The sequence below is a fragment of the Myxococcus sp. AB056 genome (assembly GCF_006547365.1).
Taxonomy (GTDB): Bacteria; Myxococcota; Myxococcia; order Myxococcales; family Myxococcaceae; genus Myxococcus; species Myxococcus virescens.
In genome coordinates, this window is record NZ_VHLB01000087.1 from 12,730 (window position 1) to 37,129 (window position 24,400).

General features: G+C 69.2%; 17 protein-coding genes and 2 pseudogenes. 8 read left to right on the forward strand and 11 right to left on the reverse strand.

The features are described 5' to 3' along the window. Positions 1 to 37: 37 nt before the first annotated feature. Positions 38 to 1,363 carry a tetratricopeptide repeat protein gene (locus FMP39_RS29240; protein ID WP_141593402.1) on the forward strand — a complete coding sequence of 442 codons (1,326 nt, stop codon included), beginning with the start codon at positions 38 to 40 and terminating at the stop codon, positions 1,361 to 1,363. Here the strand turns inward: FMP39_RS29240 and FMP39_RS29245 are convergent. Beyond that, on the reverse strand, positions 1,344 to 2,675 hold the full coding sequence (locus tag FMP39_RS29245) for a pitrilysin family protein (protein WP_141593403.1): 1,332 nt from the start codon (positions 2,673 to 2,675) through the stop codon (positions 1,344 to 1,346). The two genes, FMP39_RS29240 and FMP39_RS29245, sit on opposite strands and share 20 nt — an antisense overlap. Further along, positions 2,672 to 4,219 (reverse strand): HAMP domain-containing sensor histidine kinase, encoded by a 1,548-nt coding sequence (locus FMP39_RS29250; RefSeq protein ID WP_141593404.1) that lies wholly within the window; start codon positions 4,217 to 4,219, stop codon positions 2,672 to 2,674. The genes FMP39_RS29245 and FMP39_RS29250 overlap by 4 nt, the downstream gene beginning before the upstream one ends. 545 nt (positions 4,220 to 4,764) lie before the next feature. Here FMP39_RS29250 and FMP39_RS29255 point away from each other — a divergent pair. Beyond that, the gene (locus tag FMP39_RS29255; RefSeq protein ID WP_141593405.1) at positions 4,765 to 5,211 is read left to right on the forward strand and encodes a hypothetical protein; all 447 of its coding nucleotides are present in this window, start codon (positions 4,765 to 4,767) and stop codon (positions 5,209 to 5,211) included. Positions 5,212 to 5,321: 110 nt separating this feature from the next. Here FMP39_RS29255 and FMP39_RS29260 read toward each other — a convergent pair. Then, positions 5,322 to 5,780 (reverse strand): annotated as a pseudogene (locus FMP39_RS29260) (sensor histidine kinase); the annotation flags it as partial. A gap of 400 nt (positions 5,781 to 6,180) precedes the next feature. On the opposite strand from FMP39_RS29260, the gene FMP39_RS29265 reads away from it, so the two are divergent. After that, complete coding sequence (locus FMP39_RS29265; protein ID WP_141593406.1) at positions 6,181 to 6,663, forward strand: hypothetical protein; 483 nt, start codon at positions 6,181 to 6,183, stop codon at positions 6,661 to 6,663. Between the two features lie 68 nt (positions 6,664 to 6,731). On the opposite strand, the gene FMP39_RS29270 is transcribed toward FMP39_RS29265, so the two are convergent. Genes FMP39_RS29270 through FMP39_RS29280 form a run of 3 tightly spaced genes read right to left on the reverse strand, consistent with a single transcriptional unit; the run spans position 6,732 to position 12,428 of the window. Further along, the gene (locus FMP39_RS29270) at positions 6,732 to 9,878 is read right to left on the reverse strand and encodes an efflux RND transporter permease subunit (protein ID WP_141593407.1); all 3,147 of its coding nucleotides are present in this window, start codon (positions 9,876 to 9,878) and stop codon (positions 6,732 to 6,734) included. A gap of 22 nt (positions 9,879 to 9,900) precedes the next feature. Continuing rightward, complete coding sequence (locus FMP39_RS29275; protein ID WP_141593408.1) at positions 9,901 to 11,052, reverse strand: efflux RND transporter periplasmic adaptor subunit; 1,152 nt, start codon at positions 11,050 to 11,052, stop codon at positions 9,901 to 9,903. Next, positions 11,040 to 12,428, reverse strand: coding sequence for a TolC family protein (locus FMP39_RS29280; protein WP_141593409.1), 1,389 nt, complete (start codon positions 12,426 to 12,428; stop codon positions 11,040 to 11,042). Before FMP39_RS29280 ends, FMP39_RS29275 begins: the two co-directional genes overlap by 13 nt. Positions 12,429 to 12,566: 138 nt before the next feature. On the opposite strand from FMP39_RS29280, the gene FMP39_RS29285 reads away from it, so the two are divergent. Continuing rightward, positions 12,567 to 13,004, forward strand: a complete 438-nt coding sequence (locus FMP39_RS29285) for a MarR family winged helix-turn-helix transcriptional regulator (protein WP_228558432.1) — start codon at positions 12,567 to 12,569, stop codon at positions 13,002 to 13,004. 81 nt (positions 13,005 to 13,085) lie between these two features. Here FMP39_RS29285 and FMP39_RS29290 read toward each other — a convergent pair whose 3' ends face one another. The 4 genes from FMP39_RS29290 to FMP39_RS29305 form a co-directional block, all read right to left on the reverse strand. After that, positions 13,086 to 14,114, reverse strand: a complete 1,029-nt coding sequence (locus FMP39_RS29290) for a cell envelope biogenesis protein TolA (protein WP_141593411.1) — start codon at positions 14,112 to 14,114, stop codon at positions 13,086 to 13,088. Between the two features lie 151 nt (positions 14,115 to 14,265). Then, positions 14,266 to 15,249 carry a zinc metalloprotease HtpX gene (locus FMP39_RS29295; RefSeq protein WP_141593412.1) on the reverse strand — a complete coding sequence of 328 codons (984 nt, stop codon included), beginning with the start codon at positions 15,247 to 15,249 and terminating at the stop codon, positions 14,266 to 14,268. A 156-nt stretch (positions 15,250 to 15,405) separates the two neighbouring features. Next, positions 15,406 to 16,860 (reverse strand): HTTM domain-containing protein, encoded by a 1,455-nt coding sequence (locus FMP39_RS29300; RefSeq protein ID WP_141593413.1) that lies wholly within the window; start codon positions 16,858 to 16,860, stop codon positions 15,406 to 15,408. After that, positions 16,853 to 18,091 carry an imelysin family protein gene (locus FMP39_RS29305; RefSeq protein WP_141593414.1) on the reverse strand — a complete coding sequence of 413 codons (1,239 nt, stop codon included), beginning with the start codon at positions 18,089 to 18,091 and terminating at the stop codon, positions 16,853 to 16,855. Before FMP39_RS29305 ends, FMP39_RS29300 begins: the two co-directional genes overlap by 8 nt. Before the next feature lie 189 nt (positions 18,092 to 18,280). Between FMP39_RS29305 and FMP39_RS29310 the strand changes: the two genes are divergently transcribed. Together FMP39_RS29310 and FMP39_RS29315 are read left to right on the forward strand one after the other, a co-directional pair. Beyond that, positions 18,281 to 19,753 (forward strand): hypothetical protein, encoded by a 1,473-nt coding sequence (locus FMP39_RS29310; RefSeq protein ID WP_141593415.1) that lies wholly within the window; start codon positions 18,281 to 18,283, stop codon positions 19,751 to 19,753. Positions 19,754 to 19,876: 123 nt separating this feature from the next. Beyond that, positions 19,877 to 22,384 (forward strand): TonB-dependent receptor, encoded by a 2,508-nt coding sequence (locus FMP39_RS29315; protein WP_141593416.1) that lies wholly within the window; start codon positions 19,877 to 19,879, stop codon positions 22,382 to 22,384. A gap of 33 nt (positions 22,385 to 22,417) precedes the next feature. Here FMP39_RS29315 and FMP39_RS29320 read toward each other — a convergent pair whose 3' ends face one another. Next, positions 22,418 to 22,825, reverse strand: coding sequence for a hypothetical protein (locus FMP39_RS29320; RefSeq protein ID WP_228558433.1), 408 nt, complete (start codon positions 22,823 to 22,825; stop codon positions 22,418 to 22,420). A gap of 161 nt (positions 22,826 to 22,986) precedes the next feature. Here FMP39_RS29320 and fni point away from each other — a divergent pair, with 161 nt between their 5' ends. Together fni and FMP39_RS29330 are read left to right on the forward strand one after the other, a co-directional pair. After that, a complete protein-coding gene (fni, locus tag FMP39_RS29325) occupies positions 22,987 to 24,045 on the forward strand; it encodes a type 2 isopentenyl-diphosphate Delta-isomerase (protein WP_011554997.1) in 1,059 nt (352 codons plus the stop codon). 33 nt (positions 24,046 to 24,078) lie between these two features. Then, positions 24,079 to 24,400, forward strand: a pseudogene (locus FMP39_RS29330) (3-hydroxy-3-methylglutaryl-CoA reductase); the annotation flags it as partial.

The window sequence follows — 24,400 nt, forward strand, 5'->3', positions numbered from 1 at the left end:
CGAAGGAGGATAACATCCGGTACCCTGCGCCTCAGCGATGCACCGTCTTTTTCGAATCAGACCGTGGACCCTGGCGCTCCTTCCGTTGCTTGCTTGCAAAGAGCCGGAAGTTGCTGCCGCGGAGAACCAGGCCAAGCGGGCCCAGGCAGCATTGACTGAAGCCCGTAGCCACCTGTCCAGCGGACAGGCCAACGCCGCGCTTGCCGCACTGAGCAGGGCCGCCACCGCGGCGCCTGACAATCCGGAGCCGCACCTGCTCATGGCGCAGGCCCACCGCATGGCGGGAAACGAGGGCGCCGCCATCCTGGCCTTGAAGCAGGCGGCCTCCATGTCGCCGGGCTCGGACCCCACCATCCAGCGCCAGCTGGCCGACATCTATCTCCAGCAGGGCCTCACCAAGGACGCGCTCGCGGCGCTCATCACCATGCGGGACGCGGGAAACCTGCCGGACGCGGACGTGCTGCGGCTGGCCCGTATCCAGGCGCGTGAGGGCATGATTGATGCCGCCTTCAAGACGCTGGAGAACATCCTGCGGGAGAACCCGGACGACGCCGAGGCCAAGTCCGTCGAGGCCGAGGTGCTCTGGCTCAAGGGCGACGAGCTCCTGGCCGCCAACCTCATGGACCGGCTCCTCAATCAGGACCCGGCGTTGGCCTCCGCGCGGCTGCTGCGCGCGCGCTACTTCCTGGTCAGCGGCTTCCCGGACCTGGCCGAGTCCGACCTGAACGCCGTGAAGGGCGCTGACGCGGAGCGGCCGGAGGTGGTGACGCTGCGCGCGCGGGTGCTGCTGGCCCTGGGCCGGGCCGCGGACGCGGAGGAGGCCCTGCGCAAGCTGGTGGAGGCGCAGCCGCAGAACGCCGACGCGCTGGCGTGGCTGGCGGAGTCGGTGCGGGTGCAGGGCCGCCGCGCGGATGCGCAGTCCCTGGTGGACCAGGCGCTCCAGCTCAACCCCCGGCTGGCCCGGGCGCAGTACGTGCGCGGGCGCTCGCTGGAGGAGCAAGGGGACCGCCGCGGCGCGGAGGAGGCCTACCGCTTCGCGTTGTCCGCGGAGCCCCGCTTCGCGCCCGTTCACGCCCGGATGTGGCGCATCCACTTGAGTGCGGACCGCATCACGGACGCGGAGACGTCGCTGGAGCTGCTGCTCAGCATGAGCGAGGCCACCATCGAGGAGAAGGCCCAGCTCGCCGCCCTCTATGCGCGGATGCAGACGAAGGTGACGCAGGGCCTCAAGCTCATCGACGAAGCCCTGAAGCGGGAGCCGGAGAACCCGGACTACCTCCGCACCCAGAAGGCGCTGAACGCGCTGCTGCCGAAGCCCAAGAAGAAGTCCTCGGGCCCCGTCATCATCCGCGGCGGCCGCTGACCACCGCCAGCGGTGCGGCCTCCGGCCCGGGAAGGCCGGGGGCATCCGCCACCACGCGCTCCAGGGCCTTGAGGCCCTTGCGCTGGCCCACCGCCACCACCGTGAGGTTCTCCCGGTTGAAGTAGCGCCGGGCCACCTCGCGCACGCGCGCGGCGGACTGCGAGTCCACCAGGTCGGCGCGGTGGCCAAACGACTCCGGCGTGCGGAACAGCTCCGTGCCGCCGAACCAGCCGGCCAGCTCGCCCGGCGAGTCCTGGGAGAACTCCAGCAGCATGCGGTGCCGGCGCTTGGCGCGCGCCAGCTCCTCTTCGCCCACCTCGTTCTCACAGAGCGTGGACAGCACGCGGAAGGCCTCGGTGATGACCGTCGCGGCCTTCTCCGGAGCGCTGGCGGCCTCAATCTCGAGCAGCCCCGCGTCGTGGTACGCGTCCAGCGACGCGCTCACGGAGTACGCCAGGCCGCGCTTCTCCACGATTTCGAACGGCAGCCGCGACGACAGGCCGTCATCCAACACGCGGCGGATGATCTGCAGCGCGGGGTAGTCCTCGTGCTGCTCGGGGACGCCGCGGAAGTTGAGGCGGAACTCCGTCTGCGACTCGTCATGGCTGACGAAGTGCAGGCGCGGGCCGGCCGGGGTGAGGGGCGGTGGCGCCTCGACGCTGGACGGGCCGCGCGGGAGCCGGGCGAAGGCTCGCTCGGTCATCTCCACGACTTCCGAGCGCTTCACCCGGCCGGCGGCGGTGACGACGATGTTCCCCGCGACGTAGTGCTGGGCGAAGTGCTCCAGAATCTGCGGGTGCGTCATGTTCGTGACGGACTCGCGCGTGCCGGCGATCTTCAGGGCCAGCGGGTGTCCGGGGAAGAGCAGGTGCTTGGACAGGTTGTCCAGGTCGATGTCCCGGCCCTTCTCGTCCACCTCGTCGAGCATCTCCTCGAGGATGATCTGCCGCTCCACCTCCATGTCGGTGAGGCGGGGACGGGTGAGCATGTCGCCGATGATGTCCAGGCCCACGCGCAGGTGCGCGGGGTGGATGGGCGTGTAGTAGTACCCGTGGTCCCGGGTGGTGACGCCGTTGAGGTTGCCGCCGACCTCTTCCACTGCCGCGTTCATCTTCACGGTGTCCGGCCAGCCTTCGCTGCCGCGGAAGAAGAGGTGCTCCAGGTAGTGGCTGACGCCATTGCTGACGAGCGTCTCGTGGCGGCTGCCCGTCCGCACATAGACGGCGAGCAGGGCGGTGTGGAGGTGGGGCGTCTCGATAGTGACGACGCGCAGCCCGGAGGGCAGCACGTCCCGGTACGTAGTGAAGCTCATGCGCGAGGAAGCCTTAACACGAAGGCCGTCCCCTGGCCGGGAATACTCTGGCAGGAGAGCGAGCCACCGTGCACCTGGAGGATTTGCTGGCTGACGGCCAGGCCCAGGCCCGTGCCGCCCTCCTTGGTGGTGAAGAAGGGCTCGAAGAGGCGCTGTCGGATATCCTCCGTCATGCCCTGTCCGGTATCGCGCACCGTGACTTCCACGGCGTCCTCCGCCGGACGGGTGACGATGGTGAGGCGGCCGCCGGACGGCATGGCCTCGCGGCTGTTTCGCAGCAGGTTGAGGAAGACCTGCCGCAGCTGGCCCTCGTCGGCGAGCACGTGCGGGGTATCCAGGGCGAAGTCGCGCACCACTTCCACGCCGGCGCGCTCCAACTCCTCGCGGGTGAAGTCGAGCACGGTGTCCAGCACGGCGGTGACGTCGCGTGGGTCCAGGTCGGGCCGGGGAGGGCGGGCCATGCGCAGGTACTGCTCGGTGACATCCGCCAGGCGGTCCACCTCCTGGGTGACGGCGGAGATGAGGTCCTTCACCTCGGCTGCGTCCTCGGGGGTCGGGAAGCGGGCGGTTTCGAACCCGTCCTGGAGCAACTCCACGTTGAGGCCAATGGAGGACAGGGGGTTGCGCACCTCGTGGACGATTTGCGCGGAGATGCGGCCCACGGCGGCCAGCTGCTCCGCGCGCATGAGGGCCTCGGCCTGGGCCTTGAGCTGGGCCTCGCGCGCCTGGAGCGAGCGGGCCATCTGGTCGAACTCCCGGGCCAGGACGGCCACCTCGTCGTCGCCGCGCACGCCGAGCTGGGCGTTGTAGTCACCTCGGCCGATGCGAGACACGCCTCGGATGAGGTTGCGCATGGGGCGCAGCGTGCGGGCGGACCAGGCGGTGGCGCCCACGCCCACGGCGATGGCGGCCACGGAGAAGCCGATGATGAAGAGGCCGGTGGTGCGCTCGCGCTCCTCGGCGCCGTCCACGCGCTCGCGGATGCGGTTGGACAGGGCGGCGCGCAGCACGCGAATCTCGCGGCCGATGGAGTTCTCCTCCTGCCGCAGCGCGGCGGTGGCAACGGCGACCTGTTCCCGGTCCGGATTCTCCGTGGAAAGGACGGCGAAGACGGCCTCCGCGGCGCGGCCGTAGTCGCGGTAGCGGGCCTGGAGTTCGCCGAAGCGGTCCTCCAGGCCCCGGATGAAGGGCACCTCGCTGTCGGGGGCGGAGGCCAGCACCTCATGCGCTTTGGCCTGGGCGGCGGCGAGCCGCTGGGTCATGAGGGGCGAGTTGTAGGTCCGGGCCAGCCGGATGAAGGCGCGGCGGATTTCGACGTTGCCCTCTTGAATCAGGCGCTCGGTGTCCTTCTCCTGGGTGGAGTGGAAGGTCTCCAGCTCCGCGGCGTCCTGGGAGAGCTGGAGGTAGCCCTGGCTCACCAGCCGGATTTCCAGCCGGTTGCGGTGGAGCTCCGTCACGCTGAACAGGGACACCAGCCCGAAGGTGCCGAGCACCACGGCGTAGCCCAGGAAGATGCGTGTCGCGAGGGAGAGCTTCACGGGCATTCCTCGCTACGTGGCGGGCCGTCCAACCGCAAGTCTCGTCTCCAGGGGGCGCAGGCGCCTGCTCGGGGGCCGCCGAGGGGGAGGGGCTACCTCCAGTGGGTCTCAGCGTACTCCAGGGGGCGCGCTGGTACCCGCCTTTGACGCACGGGGGCTCGTGGACGATGCCCCCGTGCGCGCTGCGTCATGCTCCCCGTCCCGGACGTTGGGGCGCGCGCTGCTGGAGAGTGCAAGGCCATATCGAAATGACCGCGGCATGGAATGTCTGTTGAATTCGTTTGACGGGGGTGACGGATTCGTCTGCTGTTTGGTTGGACAATTCTGCTTGTCCTGTGTGGAGCTGGCATTGGGCAGCGGAAAAAGGCCGTGAGATGGTTTGCTTGGAAATAATTGTTGTGAATTCCAGGGGGAGATGCGAATTGGGTTTAGGGGACTCTTGGGGTGGAACAAGACGCCGCATCCCTGGATGGAAGGACACCGGCCCGTGACTGCACGGTGACGGGCCATTGACATGGCTCTTGGCGGCGGGGCCTGAGAGAATGCCAGATATGAAGAAGTTTGGAATGCTCGTTGGCTCGTTGGCGATGGCTGTTTTTGTTGGATGTGGTCCTGTTGATGAGCAGCTTTCGACAGAAGGGAACCCTTCCTCGACTGAGGCGGCCCTGAACAGCGCGGCTCCCGTGCCGGATGCCGCCATGGTGGAGGCGTTGGCAGAGTCTTGCCAGCCGCAGAATTGGGACGAGTGTGTGAATGCCGGCTTTGGAAGCTGCACTGCATGGTCGGCGTTCGTCAATTGTGGCTCTCAGTCTGCGTGTGATGACTACTCTCCGCAGTGTAAGGCCCGCATCGATGGTGAATGGTTTACGACGGGAGCGATTTTTCAGGGCATGAATAGCTTTCGCGTTTGCTTGAACGCGCAGGGTGCATCTTGCACTGAGTATCGCCTTGCGCAGGTTGTTCAATCTTGTGGTTGTGGCGGTGGTATTCCGATTTGAAGTCTGAGTTTGTCTTCCGGGCGGGGTGAATTCGCCCGTCATGTGACGCTTTGAAAGAACACGGCCCAGCCCCTCATGTGAGGAGCCGGGCCGTCCTAATTCCCGCGCCGATTCTCGGTGGACAGGACGGCGAAGACGGCCTCCGCGGCGCGGCCGTAGTCGCGGTAGCGGGCCTGGAGCTCGCCGAAGCGGTCCTCCAGGCCCCGGATGAAGGGCACCTCGCTGTCGGGGGCAGAGGCCAGCACCTCATGCGCTTTGGCCTGGGCGGCGGCGAGCCGCTGGGTCATGAGGGGCGAGTTGTAGGTCCGGGCCAGCCGGATGAAGGCGCGGCGGATTTCGACGTTGCCCTCTTGAATCAGGCGCTCGGTGTCCTTCTCCTGGGTGGAGTGGAAGGTCTCCAGCTCCGCGGCGTCCTGGGAGAGCTGGAGGTAGCCCTGGCTCACCAGCCGGATTTCCAGCCGGTTGCGGTGGAGCTCCGTCACGCTGAACAGGGATACCAACCCGAAGGTGCCGAGCACCACGGCGTAGCCCAGGAAGATGCGTGTCGCGAGGGAGAGCTTCACGGGCATTCCTCGCTACGTGGCGGGCCGTCCAACCGCAAGTCTCGTCTCCAGGGGGCGCAGGCGCCTGCTCGGGGGCCGCCGAGGGGGAGGGGCTACCTCCAGTGGGTCTCAGCGTACTCCAGGGGGAGCGCTGGTACCCGTCCGAATCCGTACTGGTTCGAGCGGAAGGCGCGGAGCCAGGGATTGGCCGCTGGATACGTGAGGATGGAGGGCGTCTCTTTGGTGGTCTTGGAATTGTTTATTGGGAGTGCGCCGCGCAGATGAGGTGGCGCTCTCTTGTCTGGAATTGGTTTTTCTTCTAGCCAGGTCTCCGCCTCCCTTTCGTATGGCAATGCGAGCCTGCAATTCCTTTTTTGGAGCGGGCGGGTCCGTGTCTCCCATGGGTGGGAGATGTCAGAGGAGAGCCATGATGAAGCTGAAGACGCTGGTGGGTGCCGTGGTGATGGCGATGATGACGGCCTGCGGGCCGCTGGAGGAGTCGTCCGTCGATGAGGGCGCGCAGGTGTCCACGCTCTCGTCGGAGGAGCTGGAGAAGCTCCAGTCTTCGATTCCGGTGCCGGACGCGGAGATGCTGCAGGCGCTGCAGGAGGCGTGCGGTACCACGCCCGAAGGTGCCTGTGTCGCCGCCGGGTACGGCGCGTGTACGGGGTGGTCGGCCATCGTGGATTGCGGCACCATCTCGGCGTGTGACCCGGACGACGTCGCGTGCAAGACCCGCGTCTGCGACCCCGAGCGCCCGGGCGACTGCGAGATGTACACGACGGGGACGCAGTACCAGGCCCGCAACCAGTACCGCGTCTGCTCCAACACGGCGGGCCAGACGTGCACCGAGTACATCCGGACCAGCCGCAGGGTCTGCGGTTGCGGCGGCAACGGCATTCCGTTCTAGTCGCCAGTGACAAGGCCCGGCCCCTCGTGTGAGGAGCCGGGCCGTTTTTCTTCCAGCGCCCGCGGACCTCAGTGGGACGCGGCGGGCGTGGGCACCGCTTCGTCCTCACCGGTGGCCCGCTTCGCGTCGCCGCGGAGCTTCTGCATCAGCACGTAGAGCCCGGGGATGAACACGAAGTTCACCACCGTGGACACCAGCATGCCGCCGAACACCGCCGTCCCCAGGGAGTTGCGGGACGCCGCGCCGGCGCCGGAGGCCATCATCAGCGGCACCACGCCCAGGAGGAAGGCGATGGACGTCATCAGGATGGGGCGCAGGCGGACCTCCGCCGCCTCCACCACCGCGTCGATGGTGCTCTTCCCGCCCTCCCGGAGCTGCTCGGCGAACTCCACGATGAGGATGGCGTTCTTGCTGGCCAGGCCGACCAGCATCACCAGGCCCACCTGGCAGAACACGTCGTTGGCGAACCCGCGCGCCAGCTGCAACCCCAACGCGCCCATGATGGCCAGGGGCACGGAGAAGATGATGACCAGCGGCAGGCTGAAGCTCTCGTACTGCGCCGCGAGCACCAGGAAGACGAAGAGCAGGCCCAGCGCGAAGATGATGGCCGTCTGCCCGCCGCTCTCCTTCTGTTCCAGGCTGATGCCCGTCCACTCCGCGCTCATGCCCTGAGGCAGGTGCTGCGTGGCCAGCGTTTCCATGGCCTCCAGCGCCTGTCCGGACGACACGTCCGGCGCCGGCTGCCCGTTGATCTCCGCCGAGCGGAACAGGTTGTAGTGGCGGATGACCTGGGCGGACACGGTGGGCTCCACCTTCACCAGCGACTCCAGCGGAATCATGTCCCCGGTGTCGCTGCGCACGTAGAAGGCGCCGATGTCCGACGGACTGTCGCGGAACTGCTGCTCCGCCTGGACGTACACCCGGTAGGTGCGGTTGGCGTAGTTGAAGTCGTTGACGTACTGGCTGCCCATGTAGACCTGCATGGTGCCGAACACCTGCTCAATCGGCACGCCGAGCGCCTTCGCCTTCTGCCGGTCCACCTCCACGTCGAGCAGCGGCGTGTCCGCGTTGAAGGTGCTGAAGGCACCGCGCAGTTGCTCGTGCTCGTTGGCCTTCGCCACCAGCATCTGCGTGGCCGCGGCCAGGTCATCCAGCGAGCTGGTGCCGTCGATGTCCTCGACGATGTACTGGAAGCCGCCCACGCTGCCGACGCCTCGGATGGCGGGCGGCTGGAAGGGCATCACGCGCGCTCCGCCGATGCGGCTCAGCGGGGCACGCAGCCGCTCCACCAGCGCGGCCACCGACTGGTCCTTGCCCTTGCGCTCCTCCCAGGGCGTCAGCGACGAGAAGATGGTGCCCATGTTGGGGCCGCTGCCCATCATGGAGAAGCCGCCAATGGCGAACATGGCGCGCACCTCAGGCTGCGCCTGCAAGACCGCCTCCGCCTCCGCCAGCACCTTCTCCGTCTGGGCGAGAGACATGCCCTCGGGGCCCTGGATGGAGATGATGAGGTAGCCCTGGTCCTCATCGGGGATGAAGCCCGTGGGTGCGACGCGGAAGAGCATCACCGTGCCGCCGATGCACGCCAGGAAGGCGACCAGGACCAGGACCGGATGCTTCAGCAGCTTGCGCAGGCCCCGGCCGTAGAGCGCCTTGGTCCCGTCCAGCGCCTTGTCCACCCAGCGGAAGAAGACCCACTTCGGTCCCTCGTGGTGCTTCAGCATCTTCGCGCTGAGCGCCGGGGTGAGGGTGAGGGCGCAGAAGGTGGACAGCGCCACGGAGGCGGCGATGGTCAGCGCGAACTGCCGGTAGATGGCGCCGGTGGTGCCCGGGAAGAGCGCCACCGGGACGAACACCGCCACCAGCACCACGGAGATGGCGATGACCGCGCCGGTCACCTCCTTCATGCCCTCGCGCGCGGCCTGTACGGGAGACAGGCGCCGCTCCACCATCAACCGCTCGATGTTCTCGATGACGACGATGGCGTCGTCCACCACCAGACCCGTGGCCAGCGTGAGGCCGAAGAGGGTGAGGGTGTTGATGGAGAAGCCCATCAGGTGGACGAAGGCGAAGGTGCCAATCAGTGAGACGGGGAGGGTGAAGGCGGTGATGAGCACGCTGCGCCAGCCGTGCAGGAACAGGAAGATGACGAGGATGACGAGGACGATGGCTTCCACCAGCGTCTTGATGACCTCGTTGATGGAGGCGCGGACGGCCAGGGTGGTGTCGGTGCCCGTCTGGAACTGCATGCCGGGCGGGAACTGCTTCGACAGCCGCTCGAGCTCCGCGTACACGCCGTCGCGCACGTCCAGCGCGTTGGCGGTGGGCAGTTGGAAGATGCCCAGGCCCACGCCCGTCTTGCCGTTGAAGCGCAGGACGGAGCCGTAGTTCTCCGCGCCCAGCTCCACGCGGCCCACGTCCTTCACCCGGATGCTCGTGCCATCCGTGTCCCGCATCAGGACGATGTCGCCGAACTCCGCCGGCTCCACCAGCCGGCCCCGGGCCCTCACCGCGATCTGGTAGGGCTGGTCCTCGGTGGACGGCGGCTGGCCAATCTGACCCGCGGCCACCTGGAGGTTCTGCTCCTGGAGCGCGCGCGTCACGTCCTGGGGCGTGAGCTTGCGGCGCGCCAGCTCCGTGGGGTCCAGCCACAGGCGCATTGAGAACTTGCGCTCGCCGAAGATGCGGACGTCACCCACGCCGGGCACGCGCTTGATGGCGTCCTTCAGGCTCACGTCGGCGTAGTTGCTGAGGAACTTGGCGTCGTAGCGGTTGTCCTCGCTGAACAGGCCCACCGTCAGCAGCATCTGGCTGGAGGCCTTGTTGACGACGATGCCCGTCTGGTTCACCTGCGAGGGCAGGCGCGCCGCGGCGCGGCTGACGCGGTTCTGCACGTCGACGGCGGCCACCTCGATGTCGCGCGTGGCCTCGAAGGTGATGGTGATCTGGCTGGTGCCGTCGTTGCTGCTGGTGGAGGTGATGTAGCGCATGCCCTCCACGCCGTTGAGCTCCTGCTCCAGCGGGATGGTGACGGCGCTCTCCACCACCTCGGCGCTCGCACCCACGTAGGTGCTCGTCACGGTGACTTGTGGCGGCGCCAGGTCCGGGTACTGGGAGATGGGCAGCGTGGGGATGGCAATCAGCCCCACCAGCGTCAGCAGGATGGAGCAGACGATGGCGAAGACGGGCCTGCGGATGAAGAAATCGACGAACATGGTGCGCTATCCGGCCCTTCGTTCAGCGGCTCCCGCCGAGAGTGCCGCCACCATTGCCAGAGGCCCGGGGCGGGCCGCTGTCAGTGGGGGCGTTGGCCTGCTTGGGTTTCACCGCCATGCCGTCACGCAGCGCTTGCAGCGAGGACACGGCGACCTGGTCGCCTGACTGGAGCCCGCTCTCCACCACGTAGGCCATCTCGCCCAGCGCGCCGAGCGTGATGGGGCGGCGCTCCACCACTGTCTTCCCGTCCTTCGCCAGGACCACCAGCGCGAAGGGCTGACCGCTCTGCCGCACGATGGCGAGCGCGGGAATCTGCAGCGCATCCCGGGCCGAGTACACGAGCCGCGCGCGCACCAGCTCGCTGGGCCGCAGGCCCACGGTGTTGCGGAAGGCGGCCTTCACCTCCACCAACTGGGTACGCGGGTCCGCCTGGGGCGCGATGTAGAAGACGTTGCTGGTGACCAGCACCTTGCCCGTGCTGTCGAGGATTTCGAGCGCGGTGTCGGGCTTCATCGACCGGGCGCGCGGCGACGGCACCGACACGCTCACCTCGAGCACGTCCGCCTGCGCCACGCTGGTGAGCGGCGTCGTCATGCCCACGTAGTCACCCAGCCGCACCAGCACGTCGCCCATCGTGCCGGCGAAGGGCGCGCGCACCACGTGGTACTGGAGCTGCACCTGGCGCTGCGTCACCTGCGCGGCGGATGAACGCGCCGCGGCCTGGGCTGCCTCCACCTGCGCGCGGCCCTGCTCCAGCTCCTGCGCGCTCGCGAGCCCTTCCTTGTAGAGCGCCTCGGTGCGCTCCAGCGTGCGGCGCGCCAGCTCCAGGCTCACCTGGGTGGAGCTGAGCTGCGCCTGCGCGCTGTCGAGCGCGGCGGTGCCTTCGCGCGAGTCCACCTCGATGAGCGCGGCGCCGGCCTCCACCTTGTCACCGGGGCGCACGTGAATCTTGCGCACGTAGCCCGCGACCTGGGGCAGCACGTTGACGCTCTGCCGCGACATCAGCGAGCCCAGGTACTCCCCCGTTTCGCGCACCTCGCGCGGGGTGAGCGTCACGATGTCCACCTCGCGGGGCGGAGGGGCCGGCGGGGCGGCCTTCTGGCCCGAACAGCCCGCCACCACCGCCAGCAGGGTGACACCCCACATCGCCTTCATCTGATTCACCAGTCGCACCGCGCCTCCGTCAGGAATGCGTCCAGGCGCGCCTGGACGAGCTCGAATTCACGCAGCACCAGGGTCAGCTCCGCCTGGCGCAGGGCCGCTCCGCTTTGCACCAGCTCGAGGCTGCTGCCGCGGCCCACTTCAAAAGAACGGCGGGTGAGGCGGTCGGTCCGGTCCGCGAGGTCGCGGGACGCCACCGCCGTCGCCACCAGGGCTTCGGCCACCTCCACGGCGCGCCGGGACTGGGCCACCTGAATCGACACGTTGCGGCGGGTGCTCTCCAGCGTCTCCGCCGCCTGGCGCTCGAGCCCCTCTCGCTCGCGAATCAAGCCGCCGCGCAGGCCGCCTTCCCAGATGGGGACGGAGAGCACCGCGGACACACTCCAGATGGCCACGCGGCCGAAGCCGGGGTCCGTGGTGAGGCCCACTGCGGTGCTCGACAGGCCCAGCGTGGGCAGGTAGCCGGCGGTGGCTTGTTGGCGGCTGTCACGCGCGGACTCCAGCTGCGCGCGCGAGGCCACGAGGTCCGTCCGCTCGTTCACGTCCTTCAAGGGCGTGCAGGCCCGCTGCGTCTCGTTCACCAGCCCCTGGAGGTTGAAGTCCCGGCTGACGCCAACGGCGTTGCCGAAGCCCACCGCCAGGCCCAGGGCCTCACGGCTGCGCCGCAGCTGCTCGTCTCCCGCGACGAGGGCGCTGCGCGCCACCGCCACGTCCTGCTCCACGCGCACCACGTCCAACTGGTTGCCCGCGCCCAGTTCATACGTGCGCTGCGCGAGCGCGAAGCGCTCCAAAGCCTGCCGCAGGCCCACGCGGTTGATCTCCGCCGCCCGCTCCGCCGCGACCGTGGATACGAGCACCTGGGCCAGCCCCCGGGTGAGCAGCCGCCGCGTCTCGCCCAGCGTCGCCGCCGCGCCTTCCTCGGCGGCCACGGCCGAGGCGCGCCCGCGCCAGGCGCTGATGTCCACCAGGGATTGCGTCACGTTCGCCGTGGCGGTGAGCAGCGGCGTGGAGGGACCGCGGGTGTCGCCGCCACCAATGCCCACCAGCGGCGTACCGCCAGCGCCCACGGGGAGGTCGGGGTTGAGGAGGTCCACACCGACACTGGACGACAGACGTGCATTGGGGAGCAGCGCCGCCAGGGCCTGCCGGGAGCGGCCCGCGGCGCGCTCCACGCCGGCTTCGGCGCTTCGGAGGTCGGTGGAGCGCTCCCGGACGAGCGCGAGCGCCTCGTCCCAGGTCGTTACCTGCCGCTGGGCGGGGGCAACGGGGGTGAGCATCGCGTCCTCCACCTTCGGCTGGAAGGGGACGGGCGCAGGAATGGACGGTGACGGCTCGGTCAGCGTCGACGCTGCGACGAGCGCCAGGAGAATGATGGAAGGGGATGCCATACGAGGAGGAGGAAATGAGGGAACTGCGTGTGGGCTGAAAACTTCCCCCCCGTTGTGACCAAACGCGTCGCGTCGATGTAATTGACAATGGTTGACGTCTGCAACCATCTTTAGGGGGAGATGACTGTCCCGGAGCAAATGGCTTCGCTGCGGCGCGCCATCCGTCGCCTCCTCACCGAGCGGCTGGGCGAGCAGACCAGCAGACCCTTCATGCAGTTGTTGGCGCTGAAATCCATCGCCGACGGTGTGCGCAGCCAGGCCGCCATCGCGGAGCGGATGCTCGTGGACGCACCCTCGGTGAGCCGGCTCGTCGCGCGCCTGGAGGAGGACGGCCTGGTGAAGCGAAGCATCGCGGAAGATCGTCGGTGCGCGCGCCTGGAGCTGTCCCCGGCCGGCCAGACCGAGCTGAACCTGCTGCGCGACGCTCTCCTATGGACGGACGTGGAGCTGCTTCGCCACCTCACGGTGCAGGAGATGGCGGAGTTCAAGCGCCTCACGGTCAAGCTGCTGACGGGCCTCCTCCAGGCCCGGGGGCCGGTGCCGCTGGAAGGCGGCTGCGGCCCGGCCGACTCCTGATGTGGAAATGACGAAGGGCCCGGCCCTGGAGGTCCTCCAGGATGCCGAGCCCTTCAATGTGCCCATGGGAGGGCGGATGCGTCAGGCCTGCGCGGGCTTGGACTCCGCGTCGGTCGGAGCGCTCTCGGGCGCCTGCTGCTCGGTGTCGGCCGGGGCCTCCGTCTTGGGCGTGGCCTGGGCCTCGGCCTCGGCGCGCACGCGCGACGTCTCCTCGGTGCGCTGGTCGCTGGCGGCGACCTCCTCGGGCGTCAGCTCCGTGCGGTCGGCGAGCATGCCCGTCTTCTTCTCCAGGTCCTTGATGGCCCGGCGAATCAGGTCGCGCTCCAGGAGCGTGCGGTTGAGGCGCTTTTCCAGGGCCTTGTACTTGTCGCGGCTCAGGTCCAGGTCGTGCTTGGTGGCGGCATAGACGCGCTGCTGCGTCTCGTTGCGGCCCTTCACCCGGCGCAGCTCCTTCTCCAGCTCCACCGCGCGGAGGCGGTCCTTGTTCGCCGCCTGCTCCAGCCGCTCCATCTTCTCGCGGTCGGCGTCATTCAGCTCGCGGTAGCGGCGCTGGCCACGCTCCTGCGGCACCGTCTCCGTCGCCGTGGGCACCACCGGCACCACCGCGGCGATGACGGCCTCGCCCTCCTGGGTGGGCGCGGCGACCTGCGTGGCGGGCGCGGCGATGGGAGCGGCCGGCGCGGGCTGCGGGCGGCGGCCCTTGGACTCCATCTCCGCCTTCAGCCGCTGGTTCTCCACCAGCGCGTGGGACAGCTCCTCACGGGTCCGCTCGAGCTGCGTGGAGGCGCTGCGCTCCACCTCGGCGCGCGCCTTGGCCAGCTCCTGCGCGCTCTTGTCGGACTCCTTCTGCTCGTAGAGCTTGCGCTTGGCCTGCTTCAGCTGCTCCTTCACGTCCTGAAGTTGAGTGCGCTGCTCGTCCAGCTCCTTCTGCTTGCGCTGCAGCTCCGCCTCGGCCTTGGCACGCGCCTGGGTGTCCGTCACCAGCTCGGCGCGGGGCGCCGACGAAGACGTGGACGACGACGGAAGCGCGGCGTGCTTGGGGCCGGCGAAGAGATTGAAATAGAGCGAGATGGCGAGCCCGACAGCAAGGGCGAGGACCAGGACCAGCACGGGAACGACCTCCACGGGGAAATGCAAAAAGCGGGGCAGCCTACCGTCAGCCCCCAGGGCGTCAAGGGTCCACTGCTAGACGTGCTTCGGTTCACTCCCTGCGTCGCCCCGGCCAGCGGCCCGGCGTGCGTCCGGGGTGCCGTCCGTCACCTTAGTACGCGTACTCCCAGCCGCCGCGCCCACCGGTGCGGGCTCCCAGGCGGGCACCCAGCTCCCGGAGCCGGCGGACCCGCTCGGGGATGGGCGGGTGGGTGGAGAACAGGGCCATGACTCCGCCACGGTGGAGCGGGTTGACGATGAAGAGGTGGGCGGTGGCCGGGGCCCTGTCGTAGGGAATGGCCTCCGCGCCGCGTTCCAGCTTCAGCAGGGCATTGGCGAGCGCGTCCGGGTCGCCCGCCAGCTCGGCGCCCGTCTGGTCCGCTCCGTACTCCCGTGAGCGGCTGACGGCGAGCTGGAGCAGCGTGGCGGCGATGGGGGCCACCAGCAGCAGGCCCAGGTTGGCGAAGGCGCTGCCCAGTCCGCCGCGCTCGTCGTTGTCGCCCCGGCTGAGCATGGAGCCGCCGAACCAGAAGAGCATCTGCGCGGCGTAGCTGATGATGCCGGCCAGGGTCGCCGCCACCGTGCCGATGAGGGTGTCCCGGTTGCGCACGTGCCCCAGTTCATGGGCCAGCACGCCTTCCAGCTCGCGCCGGTCGAGCAGCTCCATCAGGCCCGCCGTCACCGCGATGGCGGCGTGGCTCGGGTTGCGGCCCGTGGCGAACGCGTTGGGCGCCGCCGTGGGGAGGATGTAGACCTTGGGCTTCGGCATGCCCGCGCGGGAGGCCAGCCGCGCCACCATGTCGTGCAGCCAGGGCGCCTGCTCGTAGGGCAACGGCCTGGCGCCGTGGATGGCCAAGGCAATCCGGTCGCTGAACCAGTAGGAGCCGAAGTTCATCACCACCGCGAAGAGGCCGGCGAAGAGCAGGCCTTGCGGGCCGCCCAGTCGGTCGCCGATGACCAGCACCAGGGCCGTGAGCCCGGCCAGCAGCACGGTCGTCTTGAGCGCGTTGCCCAGCCGGTGCCAGCCGCCTCCGCCGTGCAGTGCTGGCCGGTCCGCGTCGGCGCGGGCCGTATCGTGGGAAGAATGGAGCGCCATGGCCGCCTCGTTTCCGGAGACCCCGCGGGGCCCTCTGGAAACGTAAATCAGCGCGAGGGCTCGGCAATGACGGGGGACGGCACGCCCCCGGGACGGGGGGCAGGGGGCCTGGCTGCAACGGCGCACCCTCCACCCAGCCCTTGCCCCTTACCGCTCCTACGGGCGCTCGGCCGTCGCGCCGCGCAGCGGAGAGCGCAAGCGGATGGGCGGCGACTCCGGCGCGGGGCGGATCCACCGCTTGGGCGCGAGGCCGTCCACCTCCCGAGCGAGGTCCACGTCCGGGTCCACCAGCAGCTCCGCGGGGCGGCCATTGAGCGACACCTGGGCGTCGACGTGGACCTGGACGCGGCCCTTGCCCTGCGCCTCGAAGTCCCGGGCGATGTGCCGCGCCAACTGGAGGATGAGGTCCGGCTGCACCGACATCTCCCGCTCCTGGAGGCGGGTGAGGTACTGGCTGGGCGCGACGTGCCACTCCCGGTCTGACGCCGGGTCGCGGACGATGAATGTCACGCTGCCGTTCTTCTCGCGCGCCATCACTCGCCAGGAGAAGCGCATGCCCTGCTCGTGCCACAGCACGTTGCCGCCGTAGAGGTGGGTGCGCAGCGGAATGGCGACCTGTATGACGGCGTAGGTCAGGGCCAGTCCGAGCGCCACCTGTCCCTTCCAGCCGGGAGCGCTCAGGGCGGGCGTCGCGAGCGTTTCCGAGGCGGCCGAAGTCGCGACGGACGTCCGCGCGAGGCGGGCGCGCAGCGCGTGGTACAGCCGCCGTGGCCAGGAGGCTTCGAAGAAGACCAGGGCCCCGGTGACCATGATGAAGGGGAACATGCCAATGGGAAACAGCGCGGAGGTGGCCGCGTGGAACCCGAGCACCACCACATAGGCGAAGGGCCGCAGCTTCCGGGTGAGGAGGAAGGCGACGATGGTGGTGTCGAAGAGGAATCCCGACCAGGCCGCGACGTAGGCGACCCAGGGCTCGTCGAGCATGGGGCCGATGAGGGGCAGGCTCGTCCGAGCCGACAGCCAGATGCTGAGCGGCTGGGCATGGAGCAGCCAGTCGCCGGTCAGCTTCGCCAGCCCCGCGAAGACGTACACCACGCCCACCTGGAAGCGCAGCAGCAGCGTGCACCACGAGGGCAGCCAGTCACTGCGTAGCGCGGGCTTGCGCCAGGCATCCACCGAGAAGGCCCGGTGCGCCGGCACGACGAGCATCAGCCCGAGGAGCAGGCTCACCAGATAGTAGTGATTGAGGTAGTTGCTGACGTCCACGAGCTGGACGTAGGTGAAGGCGACGAACAGCAGGCCCACTGTCACGCGGTAGAAGAGGCCCGCCGCCATGCAGAGCCCGAGTATCGCGAGCGCCGCGAAGACAGCGTGCATCCACGGCGCCGGCAGCGCGGGCACCCAGCCGAAGCCCCAGTAGGCGAAGTGGAAGCGAGGGCCGGTGAACAGCACGTCCACCCAGCCGTAGGCGAGGAACCGGACCGCCGAGACGAAGATGAGCATCCCCAGCGCCACGCGGAACGCCACCAGCGCCGCGATGTCTCGCGGCGCCAGCAGCACCTTCCAGATGCGCTCGGACGCGGGGCGCTCGCCTGACGCCACCTCAGTCATTGTCCCCCTCGACGGACTGGGGCAGCTCCAGGTCCAGCACGGTGACGAGCTCCGTCTTGAGCACGTCCGTCACGCTCTTGATGACGTCGTACATCGTACGCATCGCGGCCTTGTCCTGAGCCAGGACCGTCGCCAGGTCTTCACCCGGAACAGCGTCGATGCCCGCCGCCGCCGCCGCGTTGCGCTCGCGCAGCTTCGCCGCCAGCGCGCCGGCGCCCGAGGCCTCGAGCAGGTCGTCGAAGCCCTTGCCGGAGAAGTTCTCGCCACAGCCTTCCGTAATGCGCCGGTAGCCCACCAGGTTGGCCCGGATGTTCGCCTTCGAGCGCGCGGCGAACTGTGACTCCAGGTGCTCGGGGCACGTCGACGTGGCGCAGTCACGCAGCGCCAGCGGCCGTGCCACCTTGAGGTCCTTCACCTCGCGCTCGAAGTAGAAGATGGCGTCGCTCACGGAGTTCAGCGCCGCCTGCGTGGAGGGGTACACGGCATTGCCGGAGCCCGCCGTCGTCAACGTCCGGCCGAAATTCTCCTGGTCCGGGGCCCACGCGTTCACCAGCGCGTCCGCGCGGCGGCGGACGTCGGCGGCCACCACGGCGGCGTACGCCCGCTTGCGCGCGGCCCGCTCGTCCGCGGACAGCGCCGCCCACGTGCCCTGGGACACGATGACGGAGGTGCCGGGGCAGGCGGTGTCGTTGCCCTCGAAGAAGAGCAGGTACTCCAGCGCGTACAGGCCGCGGCGGCTCACCAGTGAGCTGTCGAAGCTCTCCGACTCATAGCTGCGGTTGACGATCTGCTCCTCGAGGGCGCACCGGCTGACCAGGGGCCACGAGTAGATGTTGTCGCGAATCTCCGCGCCGCCCGGGAGGCTGCGGGGCGCGGCGGGACCGAACTGCATCACCTCCGCCACCTGCCACACGTCCATGGCCTGGTGGTAGGCCTCGCGCGCGGCGTCTCGCGTGGTGGCATCCGGCGTGGCCGCGTGGGCCGCGACGGCGCCCTCCAGCGCGGTGGCCGCGGTCTGGAACTCACGGGCCGTCTGCAGCACACAGGCTCCGGACGACTCCAGCAGCGCGGCGCGCGTCGCCGCCACCGCGTCGTTCGGATTGTCCGTCCCTGCGTCCTGCGGGGTCACCTTGTCCGACTTGCACGCGGACAGGGAGAGGAGGGCGGGCACCGCGAGCGCGATGGCGCGCGCACGCAGGACGGAGAGGGGGCGCGATGACTCGGTGTTCATGTCCGGGCTCGCTAACACGCCGATGTTGTTAATGACAATCAACTTCAAAGTTTGCCCGGGGAAACGTGCGGGTTTCCACAGGTTGGGTGTTGACCCGTCGCGGTCTTCCGGAGTACGAGGCGGACACGAAGAAACTGATAACGATTATCGTTTGCAGTTCGACGAGTTCCTTGAGGAGGGGAAAACATCATGTTGAAGACGGTGAAGCACCGTAGCTTCCTGGTGCGTGGAGCCGCGTTGGCGCTCACGCTGGCGTGCATGACGGGCTGTGGCGACGACGACGAGCCCACGCCGACGCCTGACGCGGGCACCAACACGGACGCCGGTACGGACGCGGGCACGGACCCGACGCCTGACGCGGGCACCGGCGCGCTGGACAGCGACATCGCGGTGGTCCGCTTCAACGAGGACGGCACGCACGACACGACGTTCGGTGCGGGCGGCGTGACGCACGTGGACTTTGGCGCCGGCCGCGACGGCACGCGTGACTCGCTGTGGGACGTGCGAGTGGACGGCACGGACCGCATCGTGCTGTTCGGCAACAAGCGCGCGGACGGTACGCGCGCGGACACCGACCGCGTGGTGGCCCGCCTGACGGCGGCGGGCGCGCTGGACACGACGTTCGGCTCGACCGAGACGCCCAACGGGTTCAGCGTCCTCAACCTGTCCAACCTGAACGACGGCATGCGCTACGGCTTCATCCAGCCGGACGGCAAGATCATGACGTCCGGCTACACCTCCATGCCCACGGGCGTGGGTGCGCAGGCGGCCAACCGCATCGTGCTGCAGCGCCTGAACGACAACGGCAAGGCGGACGACGCGTTCGGCTGGAAGGGCGTCGTGACGTCCGCGCCGTTCCAGGCCCAGAGCGAGACCAACCCTGAGTGGGGCATGGCCGAGGCCTACGCCGTGGGCATGCAGTCCAACGGCAGCTACGTGACGACCGGCTACGGCCGCTCCGCGTCCTCCGGCACGGTGGATCTGGTGTCCTTCCGCTACACCGCCACGGGCGCGCTCGACCCGACGTGGGGCACGGGCGGCGCCGTGGCGCTGGACCTGGTCGGTGACAACGACCGCGGCCGCAACCTGGTGATCCTGAACGACGACCGCGTCCTGCACGTGGGCAGCGGCTCCCTGGGCGCGCAGAACAACCAGGCCCTCCTCCTGGTGCAGACGCCGGACGGCCAGCCGGACACGACCTTCGCGCCGGAAGGCTACAAGACCTTCAGCCTGGACCGCCCGGAGCAGGCCTTCTTCGGCGTGGCCAAGTCGACGGACGGCAACTGGGCTGCCGCGGTGGGTTACCGCGCGGGTGGCAACCAGAACGACGACGGCATCCTCGCCATCATCCCCACGAACGGCTCGGCGGAGGAGGTCATCATCAAGGCCACGCCGATCTCCGCCACGGAGAACGACCGCTTCTGGTCCGTCACCTTCGACTCGACCAACCGCATCTACGCGGCGGGCTTCGTGACCGAGGGTGGCGACAACCAGATGGTGGTGGCGCGCTTCACCACCGATGGCAACCTCGACACGACCTTCGGCACCGGCGGTATCGCGAAGATCAACGTCGCGACCGCGGCCACCGAGGAGGCCGCTCGCGGCATCGCCATCCAGACGGATGGAAAGATCGTCATCGGCGGTCCCATTGAGAAGCGGTAATCGCTGACGCAGTGTAGAAGCAGGAGCCGGGGAAGGCGGTCCGCGCGCGGGCGGTCCTCCATCCCTGGCTCCTGGCTTTTGAGTCGTCGGACATCCCGGTCAGACAAGGTCGAAACGCTTCAGATGGCACTGTTCGAGCAGAAGCTGATGTGGGCGCGGAGCTGGACACTTCCGGCGCTCTTGCTGGCATGGGCCTCCCCGGCCGCGGCGCAGTCCGAGCCGCCCCAGGACGCCGCCGCCGTGGCTCCCGAGCCGTCGCAGGTGCAGGACACCGTCGCCGTTCCTGAAGCGCCGCAGGCGCAGGATACCGCCGCCGTGGCTCCCGAGCCGTCGCAGGTGCAGGACGCCGTCGCCGTTCCTGAAGCGCCGCAGGCGCAGGACACTGCCGCCGTGCCTGAAGTGCCGCAGGCGCAGGACACCGCCGCCGCGGAGGCGCAGCAGGCCGAGCCCACGCCGGCGCCCGTGGACGACGCGCCGCTGGCCACCGAGCCCGCCGCGGGCGAGCCACTGGTGTTGGAGCCTTCACCCGAGGCGGTGGAGAAGAGATTCGAGAGCGTGGTGGTGGGCACCTCGGAGGCGCGCACGAGCGGCTCCATCCACGTGCTCAAGCCCGCGCAGTTGGAGCGCTTCGAGCGCGATGACCCGGCCGCCATCCTCCAGACGGTGCCCGGTGTGTACTCCCGCGGCGAGGACGGCTTTGGCCTGCGGCCGAACGTGGGCTTGCGCGGCGTCAATCCGGACCGCAGCAAGAAGGTCACCCTCTTGGAGGACGGTGTCCTCTTCGGCCCCGCGCCGTACTCCGCGCCAGCGGCCTATTACTTCCCGCTGGCCACGCGCATGCAGAGCATCCGCGTGCTCAAGGGGCCCTCGGCCATCCAGCAGGGACCGCAGACGGTGGGCGGCTCCGTGGAGTTCATCACCCGGGACATCCCCGCGTCCGAGTCCGCCTGGCTGGATGTGGCGGGCGGCGAGTACCTCTACGGCAAGGCCCACGGCGTCTTCGGCGCCAGCACCGAGCGCGCGGGCTTCCTGCTCGAAGGCGTCCACCTGCGCAGTGACGGCTTCAAGGAGCTGGACACCGTTGGCGGCAACACGGGCTTCACCCGCAACGAGTGGATGGCGAAGGGCAGCTACCAGCTCGTCCCCGAGGGCCCCGTGCGCCAGACGCTCCAGCTCAAGCTGGGCTACTCGGACGAGGACTCGAACGAGACGTACCTGGGCCTGAGCAGCGCGGATTTCGCCGCTGCGCCGCTGCGCCGCTACGTCGCGAGCGCCCTGGACCACATGAAGTGGCACCGCACGCAGGTGGTGCTCAGCCACGAACTCGAAGCGGGCGGGCTGGCCGTGACGACGTCCGTCTACCGGCATGACCTGAGCCGGGCGTGGCGCAAGGTGAACCGCTTCCGCGGCGCCTCCATCGCCAGCGTGCTGGCGGACCCCACGAGCGCGCGCAACGCCATCTACTACGGCGTGCTCACTGGCGAGCTGGACTCGTCGTCGTCCCAGGACGCGCTGCTCATCGGCCCCAACGACCGCACGTACGTGTCCCAGGGCCTCCAGAGCATCGCCCGTTGGACGGCCACCACCGGGCCGCTGAGCCACAACCTCGAGCTGGGCGCGCGCTTCCACTACGACAGCATCCGCCGCCTCCATACCGAGGATGCCTTCCTGATGCAGGGCGGCCAGCTCGTGCGGACCAGCGAGCCCACGTACACGACGGCCGACAACAAGGACTCCACACACGCCATCGCCCTGCACGCGACGGACGCCATCGGCTGGGGGCCCCTGGTGCTGACGCCGGGCGTGCGCATGGAAATCATCCGCTCGGCGTCGCGGAACCACCTGACGGGCACCGAGTCGAGCGGCGCGCTGGAGGTGCTCATGCCGGGCATGGGCATCTACGGCGCACTGACGCGCGAGCTGGGCCTGTTCGCGGGCGCCTATCGCGGCTTCTCGCCCCCGGCGCCCGGACAGCCGGACGCGGTGCTGCCGGAGAAGAGCATCAACTACGAGGCCGGCGCGCGGTGGACCCGCCGTGGCGAGCGGCTGGAGGCGGTGGGCTTCTTCAACGACTACTCGAACCTCACCGACATCTGCACCTTCTCCAGCGGCTGCCTCAACGATGCCCTCGACCGGCAGACGGACGCGGGCAAGGCCTACATCTACGGCCTGGAAGTCTTCGGTGAGAAGACCTTCCGTCCGGGCGGGGGCGTGACGTTCCCTGTCTCGCTGTCCTACACGTTCACGCGCACGCGGCTGCGTGAGGACTTCCAGTCGGCGGACCCGCAGTTCGGCAACGTGCGCGCGGGCGACGAGCTGCCCTACGTGCCTCAGCACCAGCTCTACGCCACCGCGGGTGTGGAGACGTCCTGGGGCGGCCTGGCCCTGAGCGCCTTCTATGTGGATGCCATGCGCGAGCAGGCGGGGCAGGGCGAGGTGCCTCCGGAAGAGCTGACGGACGCGCTGCTGACGTTCGACGTCAACGCGAGCTGGAACTTCTCCCGCTGGGGGCAGCTGTACCTGAGTGCGCGCAACATCCTGGACGAGCAGGCCGTCGTGTCGCGCCGTCCCTACGGTGCCCGGCCCAACGCGCCTCGGGCCGTCATCGTGGGCGTCAAGCTGGGCATCTGAAGCCCGGACACCCCCGCGGGCGGCGTCTCGCTTCTAGAGATAGAAGCGGTCCGTCACGCCCGCGGTGCGCTGGAGGATGGCGCTCCAGCCCAGCCACAGGGCGATGCCACTGGCATCCGCCCGCGCTTCCGCACCCAGGGCTCCCAGCGAGCCCGTGCACCCGGCCAGCGTGAAGCGTCCTGAATCCGTCAGGTGTGTGAGGAGGGCGCGCAACGTGGGCATCCCACGCGACTCGAAGCGGTGGGTGACGTCATCGCGCCCCATGAAGTCCGGGTCGTCGAGCGCCCCATCGAGGAAGCGCTCCAGGGCCCACCAGAAGAGGTACACCTCCGCCTTGCGGCCAGAGGCCACTGCAGCGGCGGCGATGGACAGGCCTTGGTGCACGCGGTCGTAGTCGCCGCTGTGCAGGAAGACAACCACGTGGGTCGGGGGGGCGCTCACGCGGCGCTCATACCGCCCACAAGGCGCCAGCGTCCACCCACACGCCGGGAATGACCGTCCGGGCCCTTTGGCTTGCGCCTTGCCCGCCGCGCTTGCTAGGAAACCTCGGTCATTCGGGCACTTACGCGCCGTAGCACCTGGGCGGACCGGACTTCAACGAGATGGGCGACGACATCACAGCCAGACGCAAGGACGCGCATCTCGACCTTTGCTCGACGGGTGACGTCGAACCCAGCGGAAACAGCACCCTTCTGGAGTGCGTCAAGCTGGTCCACTGCGCGATGCCGGAAATGTCCGTGGAGGACGTGGACCTGTCCACGGCGTTCCTGGGCAAGCGGCTGCGCTACCCGCTGCTCGTCACTGGCATGACGGGTGGGACGGAGCGTGCGGGCGCGGTGAATCGCGACCTGGCGCTACTCGCCGAGCGCCACGGCCTGGCCTTCGGTGTGGGCAGCCAGCGCGCCATGTCGGAGGACGCCTCGCGGGCCGCGTCGTTCCAGGTGCGGCAGGTGGCGCCCACGGTGGCGCTCCTAGGCAACATCGGCATGTTCCAGGCCATCGGGCTGGGCGTGGATGGGACGCGCCGGCTGGTGGACGGCATTGGCGCGGACGGGCTGGCGCTGCACCTCAACGCGGGCCAGGAGCTGACGCAGCCCGAAGGCGACCGGGACTTCCAGGGTGGCTACCGCGTGGTGGAGCTGCTGGTGAAGGCCTTTGGCGACCGGCTGCTGGTGAAGGAGACGGGCTGCGGCATCGGCCCGGACGTCGCGCGGCGGTTGGTGGACCTGGGCGTGCGGAACATCGACGTGTCCGGTCTGGGCGGGACGTCCTGGGTGCGCGTGGAACAACTTCGTGCCTCGGGCGTACAGGCACAGCTGGGGGCGGAGTTCAGCGCGTGGGGCATTCCCACGGCGGCGGCGTTGGCCTCCGTGCGTCGGGCCGTGGGCCCGGACGTCCACCTGGTGGCGAGCGGTGGCCTTCGCACGGGGCTGGACGCGGCCAAGGTGCTGGCGCTGGGGGCGAACCTGGCTGGCATGGCGCTGCCGTTGTTCCGCGCGCAGCAGGCGGGCGGGCTCGAGGCGGCGGAGGCGGCGCTGGAGGTCATCCTGGCGAGCCTGCGGCAGGCGCTCGTGCTGACGGGAAGCAGAAGCTGCGCTGAACTGAGACAGCGGCCCCGGGTGGTCACCGGAGAGTTGAAGGATTGGTTGGCGGCGCTGTAGAGGGTGGCCGTGCCGAAGTCTGGAAGGAAGAACATGTCTGACACCGTGACGTCCCGGCTTCCCGGGTTCCACAAGCTGCCGATGGAGGAGCGCCACGCGCACCTCTCCCGCATGTTCCGGCTCACGCCCGAGGACCTGCAGCAGCTGTTGGGCTCGGAGGCGCTCCAGCCTGTCCTGGCGAACCAGATGATTGAGAACGCGGTGGGGACCTTCTCCCTCCCGCTGGGGCTGGGCCTCAACCTCCAGGTCAACGGACGTGACTACCTGGTGCCCATGGCGGTGGAGGAGCCTTCCGTCGTGGCGGCGGTGTCCTTCGCGGCGAAGATTGTCCGGGAGGCGGGCGGCTTCATCGGTG